Origin of the sequence: Streptomyces thermovulgaris, from assembly GCF_002155915.1 — a bacterium.
In the GTDB taxonomy this organism is placed as follows: Bacteria; Actinomycetota; Actinomycetes; order Streptomycetales; family Streptomycetaceae; genus Streptomyces; species Streptomyces thermovulgaris.
This window is the reverse complement of the sequence record NZ_MUME01000541.1, coordinates 1-1752: the sequence shown is the minus strand read 5'-3', so window position 1 is coordinate 1752 and position 1752 is coordinate 1. Positions and strand designations below refer to the sequence as shown.

At 71.1% G+C, this 1752-nt stretch carries 1 protein-coding gene; it reads left to right on the top strand.

The window, feature by feature from the left end; translation table 11 throughout:
• Positions 1-1614, top strand: a 1614-nt coding sequence (locus tag CCN35_RS27175; protein ID WP_086794681.1) for an outer membrane protein assembly factor BamB family protein, incomplete at its 5' end; no start/stop codon positions are given.
• Positions 1615-1752 lie beyond the last annotated feature (138 nt).

Genomic DNA, 1752 nt, shown 5'->3' with positions numbered 1-1752 from the left:
CCCGGCTACGGCTATCCGCAGCAGCCCGGCCCGTACGCCCAGCCGGGCCCCTACAACACCCCCGGCACGCCCGGCCCGTACGGGCAGCCGCAGCAGCCGGGGCCGTACGGGCCGCAGCCCGGCTACGGCTACCCGCAGCCGCAGTACCCGAGCGCCCCGGGCACCCCGCCCGCCGGCGGCTCCCGCAACCCGTTCAAGGGCAAGCCCGCCGCCATCGTCGGCGCCGCGGTGGCCGCCCTGCTCGTGGCCGGCGGCACCATATGGGCCGTCACCGGCAGCGGGGACGACAAGCCCGCCGCCCAGAAGAGCAGCGACTCCAAGCCCTCGGGCCCCGCCTCCTCGGACGCCCCCGTCAACCCCGGTGACGGCAGCGGCGACGGCAAGTCGGAGCCGGAGGACCTCAACGCGGGCCGCAAGGCCGGCGAGGCCAAGGTGCTCTGGTACAAGGAGGCGCCCAAGGCACCCGGCCGCGGCGCCGAGGCACCGGGCATGTGGATCACCGACAAGGCGGCGGTGAAGGCGGCGTACAAGCAGGTCTTCGCCTACAACGTCAGTGACGGCAGGCCCACCTGGGAGCCGGTCGCCTTCCCCGAGAAGATCTGCGCGGTGACGCCCCAGAAGACCGCCGACGACAAGGTCGTCGTGGCCTACATGGACGGCAGCAGCGACCGCGCCAACTGCAACCGGCTCCAGCAGCTCGACCTGAACACCGGCAAGAAGGGCTGGAGCGCCGAGGTCGCCGAGGGCGACCTGTTCGACAGCACGCTCAGCCTCGAGCTGACCGTGGCCGGCAAGACGCTGATGGTGGGCCGCTCCCAGTCGGGCACGGCGTACGACATCACCACCGGCAAGAAGCTCTACGACGTGAAGAGGTACGGCCAGGCCTGCTTCCCCGGCCCCTTCGCCGGCGGCACCCGGCTGATCTCGGTCGCCTCCTGCGCCGCCGGACAGCCCGCCGAGCACGAGGAGGTGCGGGAACTCGACCCCGCCACCGGCAAGGTCAAGTGGACCAAGAAGATCCCCAAGGGCTGGTCGGTCCGGAAGGTCTTCTCCGTCGACCCGGTGATCCTGTATTCCACGAGCGAGGACCGCAAGCGCTGGAACGTCTCCACGCTGGACGGCGACGGCTCCGTCCGCTCCCAGGTGGACACCGACGCCAGCTTCAACCCCGAGTGCGGCTGGGTCGTCCTCCGGCGCGACCTGCAGGGCTGCAAGGCCGTCGTGGCCGACGCCGACACCCTCTACCTGCCCACCGACGCCGGCCGCCGCCGCAACGAGATCCTCGCGATCAGCCTCGACACCGGCAAGGAGAAGTGGCGTGTGAAGTCCCCGACGGACACCGCGATGACGCCGCTCAAGATGGAGAACGGACGGCTCATCGCCTACGCCGCTCCGTCCTACGACGCCGGTGGCCGGATCGTGGCCATCCCGACGAAGGGCTCGGACCACACCCCGGTGAAGCTGCTGCAGAACCCCGAGGGCACCGCGATGATCGAGAGCAGCTTCTTCTCCAAGGACATCGACTGGGTCGACGGACGCTTCTACATCTCCACGACCCGGCTGAGCGGAAGCAAGGACAGCAAGGAGAAGTTGATGCTCGCCTACGGCAAGTGAGCCGGGCCGGCCGCCTCGTGCGGCCGGCGTCCGCGCGCCGCTTCGGCCGCTCCGCTTCCCCGTCGTCTTCGTCGTCCAGCCGCCGTCCCCGTACTCGCGAGGTGCACCCGTCATGAGCCAGCCGCCCAACCAGCCGCC